Here is a 7,202-nt window from a genome sequence, read left to right as displayed (position 1 = left end):
GCTCACCACGGCAGAGGGGCTTGGCGCGGCCGTGCCCGTCAGCTTGCCGCCCTGTTCCACGGCAGCCCCTTCGAGCACGTTACTCGCGCCCGGCTCGGTGGCGGTGGCTGCCGAGGGGGTCGGCAGCAGGGCGCCAGGGGTCTGCCCGGATGAGGTGGCGGGCGTGCCTTCCGGGGAGGGGGCGCCCGTTGAGCCGGCAGCTTGCTTCGCGTCCTCACCGGCGGGGCGTGCCACTTCGGTGGGTTGCGCTGCTGAAGTCGCCTGGGCCTCCGAGGTGGCCGCTGCCGGGCTCAGGGTCTCGGGCTGCAGGGCAGGCGGGGCATCCGCCATGCCGGCGTGGCGCGGCACTTCCGCCTCACCCAGCATCCCCTCCAGGGTGAGCTGGGTCAGTGCCGGGTGGAGGCGGGTGAACTGCTTGAGCCGGCCGCTCAGCACGTCGCGCACGGTGCGCACCTCGCTATCCGGCAGGCTGGCCAGCGCCACCAGCTCGGCGGTGACGGCGAAGGTATTGATCCCGCTGGTCTGGCCCGGATAGAGGTTGGCGCCGATGCGGCTGCGCTGATAGTAGGGGTGCTGCTTGAGCAGCCTGTCTATCTGTTCCCCTTCGATGGGGATGAGGCGCGCCTTGCAGCGGCCGGTGAGATCGCCGATGGCCTGATTGGGGTGGCCCGCCACCACGAAGGCGGCGTCCAGAGTACCGTCACAGAGCCCCTCCAGCCGGTTGCTGGCCGCGGCGGGGATGAGGGGGGCGAAGCTCTTGGCCTGCCAGCCCATGGCGTCGAGCAGCGCCTGGCTGGTGACCCGCTCCCCGGAGCCAGGGGGCCCGAAATCGACCCGCTTGCCCTCGATGTCGGCCAGGGTGTTGATGTTGCTGGTGGCGCTGGCAAGCAGGGTCAGTGACTCCTGATGAAGGCGGTAGAGGCTGCGCAGCTGATCGGCGGGGGGCTGGCTCTGGAAGGGGCCCGTGCCGTGAGTGGCGTGATGCAGCACGTCCGACTGCACCAGCGCCAGCTGGATGTTGCCCTGCGCCAGCGCTTTCAGGTTGGCGAGGGAACCCGAGGTGCTCTGCACCGAGCAGTGCAGGCCGTGGCTGCCGCTCTCTTCATTGAGCAGCCGGCAGATGGCGCCGCCGGTCGGGTAGTAGACGCCGTTCAGCGGCCCCGTACCGATGGTGAGATAGGTGGCGGCCTGCAGGGGCAGGGCCAGGGTCGCTGCCAGCAAGGGCAGGGCCAGGGTCGCTGCCAGCAAGGGCAGGGCTCGGCGAAGCCGGATGGGTAGAAGGTGCAAGACGCGTTGGAACATAGTGAACCGGATCATTGGCTGATAAAAAGGATGGGTCAGCCCCATCCCGGTTGGCATTAAGCCGGCCAGCTGCTGGCGGCGGCAGTGTGCCCTATTCAGTGCCATCGACATCCCGGGTTGTGGGGCCGTGGCGGCATGTCGCCAAAATATACCCTATTGAGCTCGGATACGGATCTGGCTGACTTCAGTATATTGCGGGGCCGGCTGTTGCCGGCCCCGCCACTGCCCGCATGGTGAGGCCATGGGGGAGAAAGCGCGTCATCAGCGCGCCAGAATGGCCTTCTCCATGCGGGCCAGCGCCTCGACGAGGCGAGCCCGGGTGCAGCCGAAGTTGAGCCGCACGAACTGGCCGTCACCAAACTGGGCGCCGGGGGAGAGCCCCACCCCGGCCTGCTCGAAGAAGGCGATGGGATCGTCCAAGCCCAACGCGCTCACGTCGATCCAGGCGAGGTAGGTGGCCTGATGGCGCGCCAGTTTGATGCCGGGCCAGCGGGCGACCGCCTGCTCGATCAGCGCCAGGTTGGCGGCCAGGTAGTCGAGCTGTTCGCTGAGCCACTGTTCGCCCCCTTCATAGGCCGCCTCTGCCGCCACGAAGCCCAGCAGGTTGACGTCGGCGCTGATGCCGCGCATCGCCTGCTGCAGCTTGAGGCGCAGACGGGCATTGGGCACCACCGCGAAGGCGCAGCAGAGTCCGGCGATGTTGAAGGTCTTGCTCGGGGCCATCATCACCGCCGAACGCTCGGCCGCCGCCGGGCTGATGGCGCCGTAGGGGATGTGGCGGGCGTCCTTGTCCAGCAGCAGGTCGCAGTGAATTTCATCGGAGCAGATCACCAGATTGTGGCGCTCGGCGATGGCATCGATGGCCAGCAGCTCCTCGCGGGTGAACACGGTGCCGCCCGGGTTTTGCGGGTTGCACAGCAGCAGCAGATCCGCCGCCGGCGCCTGGCGCTCCAGCTCCTCGATATCCAGTACCCAGCGACCGGCCTCTTCCACCATGGGCACGGTGAGCAGCGGCCGGTCGTTGAAGCCCGGCGCCTGCAGGAAGGGGTAGTAGACCGGCTTGGGGGTGATGATGCCGCGCCCGTGCTGGCTCCAGGCCTTGCAGGCCAGGTTGAGACCGGGCACTACGCCGGGCAGGAAGACGAGCCACTCGGGCTGGATGGTCCAGCCATAGCGGCTGGCCAGCCGCGTGATGATGAGTTCGATCAGCCGGGGAGAGGGGCGCGAGTAGCCGAAGATGCCGTGGGCGACCCGTTGGGTGAGGGCCTCGACGACGGCAGGGGGCGAGACGAAGTCGGTGTCGGCGACCCACATGGGCAGCACGTCCTGTCCCTTGTACTTGTCCCATTTCAGGCTCATGGTGCCGCTGCGATCTATTTCCCGGTCAAAATCAAACATGTGAAATCCTTATGCTGGCCAGTGGGCTTTCACTGTACGGGGTCGGGGACGGGGTCGCAAGCCTTGAGGTGGCTCTTGACAATGACATAAAATAAGCGGCGCCATTTCATGCACTTGCCGAATTTTGGCCAGTTTTCTTCCCTCCAATCAGTGGTAATTCTATGCGTTTGTTGACTGCTGCCCGCAACAGGACGGATCCCGTCTCTCTCTCTTTTCTGGCTGTGACCTTCATGACCGGGGTGGCGGTGGCGCTGCAGGTGCCCACCCTGAGCCTGTTTCTGGCCGAGGAGGTGCAGGTGCGCCCCTTCCTGGTGGGGCTCTTCTATACCGTCAACGCGGTGATCGGCATCCTCATCAGCCAGTGGCTCGGCCATCGCTCCGACAACAAGGGGGATCGCAAGCGACTGATCCTGCGCTGCTGCTTCGCCGGTGTGGTGCTCTCCCTGCTGTTTGCCTGGAACCGGCAATACTGGCTGCTGGTGAGCCTGGGGGTGCTGCTGGCGAGCCTGGCGGCGACCGCCAGCCCCCAGCTGTTTGCGCTGGCGCGTGAATACGCCGACAGCCGCAACAAGCGGGCCGACATGTTCAGCTCGGTGCTGCGGGCCCAGTTCTCGCTGGCCTGGGTGATAGGGCCACCCATAGCCTTCGCGCTGGCCATCGGCTACGGCTTCGAGGTGATGTACCTCGCCTCCGCACTGGCCTATCTGCTCTGCGCCTTCGTGGTGTGGCGCTGGCTGCCCTCGTTGCCGCTGCCGGTGATGGACAGCGAGGTGGAGCGGGTCAGCAGCTGGCGGGATCCGTCGGTGCGCGCGCTCTTTATCGCCTCCACCCTGATGTGGACCTGCAACAGCATGTATCTCATCAACATGCCGCTCTACATCACCCGCGAGCTGGGGCTGGAGGAGAAGCTGGCCGGGGTGCTGATGGGCACGGCGGCGGCTCTCGAGATCCCCTTCATGCTGCTGGCGGGTCACTATACCCAGCGTTTTGGCAAGCGCCCCTTCATGCTGCTGGCGGGTCACTATACCCAGCGTTTTGGCAAGCGCCCCATGATGCTGCTGGCGGTGTTGGCCGGGGTCGGCTTCTACGTGGGGCTGGTGACCCTGTCGAGCCAGCATGCCCTCATTGCGCTGCAACTGCTCAACGCCATCTTCATCGGCATCGTCGCCGGCATCGGCATGTCCTACTTCCAGGATCTGATGCCGGGCCGCGCCGGGGTGGCGACCACCCTGTTCGCCAACAGCATCCGCACCGGTTCCATCATGGCGGGGGCGATAGCAGGGACTGTGGCGGAGATCTGGAGCTTCCACGGGGTCTTCATGGTGGCGATGGGGCTGGCGCTGCTGGCACTGGCCGCCTGCTGGCGGGTGCCGAACGTCTGAAGCTGAAAGGGGGAGGGGCGAGCGGGTCGGCCCGCCTCAATGTCTGATGGCGGCGGGGGTACGGGCTAGCGGTCGCTGTCGTCCTGATATTCGTTGCGCAGGCAGCGCAGCAGCAGCTCGGTGGCCGGGCCCAGGGCGTCGGCCGACGGCGTCAGCAGATAGGTATAGAGGTGGCGCTCATTGCCACCGGCCAGATCCAGCGCCACCAGCTCGCCGCTCGCCAGCTCCTCCTGCACCAGGTGGCGGGGCAGCCAGGCATAGCCGAGGCCGAGCTTGAGCATGGCGATCACCTCGTGGTAGTGGGTCGCCTTCCAGCCGGTGTCGTCCGCATCGTTCCAGTCCACCGAGCGGTGAATGGGGGGGTGAAGGCTGATCTGGTTGTGGCCGGCCAGCGCCTCGGCGGCAATGGCCCCGCCCTGGGTGGCGAGCGGGTGATCGGCCGCGCAGAGCGGCAGCAGACACACCTCGTCCAGCGGCAGGCCAGTGCGATCATGGGGCAGGTGCTCCGAGAGCATCAGATCCCCCACCTGCAGGGCGTTGAAGTGGCAGTGGATGCGCTCGTGCAGATTGACTCGGCAACCCCGGCTGCGGGGGTAGAAGTGGGCCAGCGCCCGGTAGAGCCGCTCGCGCGGCTGCATCACTGACACATAGAGGTTGATCTGTGGCTCCCACTGCCGCTCCAGGTTGTTGGCCAGGTTCTCCAGCTCTTCCACCTGCTGGCTGAGCTGACGGGCCCGTTTGAGGAAGATCTCCCCCGCCGGCGTCAGCACCGCCTTGCGCCCTCTCACCTCCAGCAGGGCCACCCCCAGACTCTGCTGCAGTTTGGCTACCGCATGATTGAGGGAGGACTGGCTCTTGTTCAGCGCCTCGGCGGCCTGGGCGTAGCCGCCACAATCCACCACGGCCTGAAAGATCCGCCATTGCTCAAACGTGCTCTTGGGACGAAACATATCTCAACCTGATAAGGGACTGGATGGAACGGGCCTTGCCATATTCGCAACAGGGTGCCGGCGGCACCCTATTGAATTTAACCCCATGCCGCGCAGGGTTGGGGTTATTTTGTTGATTTATTTGGGCTGGGCCACAAAGGTCTGGCCGGTTTTGCCCTTGCTGTCCACTCCCATCAGATAGAGATAGAGCGGCATCAGGTCGGCCGGGGTCTTGAGGGTTTGCGGATCTTCGGCCGGGAAGGCGCTGGCCCGCATCTTGGTGCGGGTACCGCCCGGGTTGAGGGTGTTGACCCGCACCGAGGTGTTCTCCAGCTCGTCCGCCAACACCTCCATCATGCCTGCGATGGCGAACTTGGAGATGGCATAGGTGCCCCAGTAGGCGCGGCCCTTGCGACCCACGCTGGAGGAGGTGTAGACGATGGAGGCATCGCCGTGCTCCTTGGCGGTCTGGCGGATGAGCGGCAGCAGCGCCTGGGTCAGCAGGAATTCGGATTTGACGTTGACCTGCATCACCTCGTCCCACTCCTGCTCCTGGATGTGTTCGAACGGTGACAGGGTGCCGAGCAGGCCGGCGTTGAACAGCACGCCGTCGAGGCGGCCGAACTGCTGGGCGAAGGTCTCGGCCATGCCGCGATAGTGGGCGGCGGTCGCCCCCTTCAGATCCACCGGCACGATGGCGGGCAGCGGGTGGCCGGCCGCTTCGATCTGGTCGTAGACAGCTTCCAGCTTGGCGCTGGTACGTCCGAGCAGGATCACGGTGGCGCCGTGGGCCGCATAGGTGAGTGCCGCTTCGCGGCCGATGCCGTCACCGGCACCCGTGACCAGAATGACCTTGTCCTTGAGCAGATCCTGGGGGGCCTGATAATCGAACATGACAACTCCTGTTAACAATTCGTGGCAGATGTGCCCGGCAATAGAGGGGCAAGTGTACTGATCCCGCACGGCGTTTGGCCAGTATGAGATGGCAAAAATGTGAATAAATCAGAGGGGTTGTGATTGTCGATTGGCATTTCTGACGGGTTGACGCAGAGTTTTTGCGCGCACCGGGCAAACTCCCTAGAATGTGAAAAAATCGTCCCCCCGGGGGGCACACCAGTGGAGCATCAAGTGGCATTTTTGACCGAATACGGCCTGTTCCTGGCCAAGACCATTACCCTACTGCTCGCCATCGGCGCCGTCATCCTGATGGTGGTGAGCAGCCGTCAGCCCAAATCCCGCAAGGGGGAGCTGGTGGTCACCGATCTCTCCAGCGAGCTGGAGCAGGGGCGTCACCAGTTGCAGACTGCATTGGCCGGCAAGGCGGAACGCAAGCAGTTGGCAAAAGCGCGCAAGGCTGAGCACAAGGCGCGAGCCAAGAGCGAAGATGCCCGCAGCCGGCTGTTCGTCATCGATTTTCACGGCAGCATGGATGCCAGGGAGGTGGCCTCCCTGCGTGAAGAGGTGAGCGCCGTGATAGGGGTGGCCCAGCCGGGCGACGAGGTGCTGCTGCGGCTCGAATCCGGCGGCGGCGTGGTGCACGGCTACGGTCTGGCGGCCTCCCAGCTGCAGCGGCTGCGGGATCGTGACATCAAGCTGACCGTGGCCATCGACAAGGTGGCGGCAAGCGGCGGCTACATGATGGCCTGCGTGGCGGATCAGATCCTGGCGGCACCGTTCGCCATCGTCGGCTCCATCGGGGTGATCGCCCAGCTGCCGAACTTCAACAAGCTGCTGAAAAAGCACGACATCGAGTTCGAGATGCACACCGCCGGCCAGTACAAGCGCACCATCACCATGTTCGGCGAGAACGACGACCTGGGGCGCGAGAAGTTTCGCGAGGAGCTGGGCGCCATCCACGAGCGCTTCAAGGCATTCGTGGCCGAGCACAGACCCAACCTCGACATCGACAAGGTCACCACAGGCGAGCACTGGCTGGCGAGCCAGGCCAAGCAGCTCGGGCTGGTGGACAGCCTCTGCACCAGCGATGACTATCTGCTGGCCCAGGCCAGCCAGCACAAGGTGGTCGGCATTCGCTACAGCAAGCCCAAGAGCCTGACCCAGAAGCTGGGTCAGCAGGCTGCCGTGGCGCTGGAATCCGGTCTGGGTCGGCTGTGGCAGCAAGGACCGTGGCGCTGAGAACCTGTTCCGACCTTACTGCGAGGTCGTGATCAAGGCTCATGTGCTGCTCGCT

Annotated in this window: 6 protein-coding genes; 2 read left to right on the top strand and 4 right to left on the bottom strand. The window is 65.3% G+C overall.

What is annotated here, in order from left to right:
• Both CAK78_RS14125 and CAK78_RS14120 read right to left on the bottom strand, forming a co-directional pair.
• A partial coding sequence (locus CAK78_RS14125; RefSeq protein ID WP_094697674.1) for a TAXI family TRAP transporter solute-binding subunit occupies nt 1-1,302 on the bottom strand: 1,302 nt, incomplete at its 3' end.
• 261 nt (nt 1,303-1,563) lie between these two features.
• The gene (locus tag CAK78_RS14120; protein WP_094697673.1) at nt 1,564-2,700 is read right to left on the bottom strand and encodes a MalY/PatB family protein; all 1,137 of its coding nucleotides are present in this window, start codon (nt 2,698-2,700) and stop codon (nt 1,564-1,566) included.
• A 161-nt stretch (nt 2,701-2,861) separates the two neighbouring features.
• Here CAK78_RS14120 and CAK78_RS14115 point away from each other — a divergent pair, with 161 nt between their 5' ends.
• Nucleotides 2,862-4,082 (top strand): MFS transporter, encoded by a 1,221-nt coding sequence (locus CAK78_RS14115; protein WP_094697672.1) that lies wholly within the window; start codon nt 2,862-2,864, stop codon nt 4,080-4,082.
• A 65-nt stretch (nt 4,083-4,147) separates the two neighbouring features.
• On the opposite strand, the gene CAK78_RS14110 is transcribed toward CAK78_RS14115, so the two are convergent.
• Complete coding sequence (locus CAK78_RS14110) at nt 4,148-5,032, bottom strand: LysR family transcriptional regulator (protein WP_010633255.1); 885 nt, start codon at nt 5,030-5,032, stop codon at nt 4,148-4,150.
• A gap of 117 nt (nt 5,033-5,149) precedes the next feature.
• Nucleotides 5,150-5,905: a YciK family oxidoreductase gene (locus CAK78_RS14105; protein ID WP_094697671.1), complete on the bottom strand. Its 756-nt coding sequence runs from the start codon at nt 5,903-5,905 to the stop codon at nt 5,150-5,152.
• A gap of 234 nt (nt 5,906-6,139) precedes the next feature.
• Between CAK78_RS14105 and sohB the strand changes: the two genes are divergently transcribed.
• Nucleotides 6,140-7,147, top strand: a complete 1,008-nt coding sequence (gene sohB / locus CAK78_RS14100) for a protease SohB (RefSeq protein WP_094697670.1) — start codon at nt 6,140-6,142, stop codon at nt 7,145-7,147.
• Nucleotides 7,148-7,202 lie beyond the last annotated feature (55 nt).

Origin of the sequence: Aeromonas sp. A35_P, from assembly GCF_002259925.1 — a bacterium.
Lineage (GTDB): Bacteria > Pseudomonadota > Gammaproteobacteria > Enterobacterales > Aeromonadaceae > Aeromonas > Aeromonas dhakensis.
Note: the sequence above shows the minus strand (reverse complement) of the source record. Positions and strands in the feature narration are given on the sequence as shown.

Bases quoted from the DNA above. Each gene is read 5' to 3' on its own strand.
- CAK78_RS14115 (WP_094697672.1), top strand. From the start codon at position 2,862: ATGCGTTTGTTGACTGCTGCCCGCAACAGGACGGATCCCGTCTCTCTC.
- CAK78_RS14105 (WP_094697671.1), bottom strand. From the start codon at position 5,905: ATGTTCGATTATCAGGCCCCCCAGGATCTGCTCAAGGACAAGGTCATT.
- CAK78_RS14110 (WP_010633255.1), bottom strand. From the start codon at position 5,032: ATGTTTCGTCCCAAGAGCACGTTTGAGCAATGGCGGATCTTTCAGGCC.
- CAK78_RS14120 (WP_094697673.1), bottom strand. From the start codon at position 2,700: ATGTTTGATTTTGACCGGGAAATAGATCGCAGCGGCACCATGAGCCTG.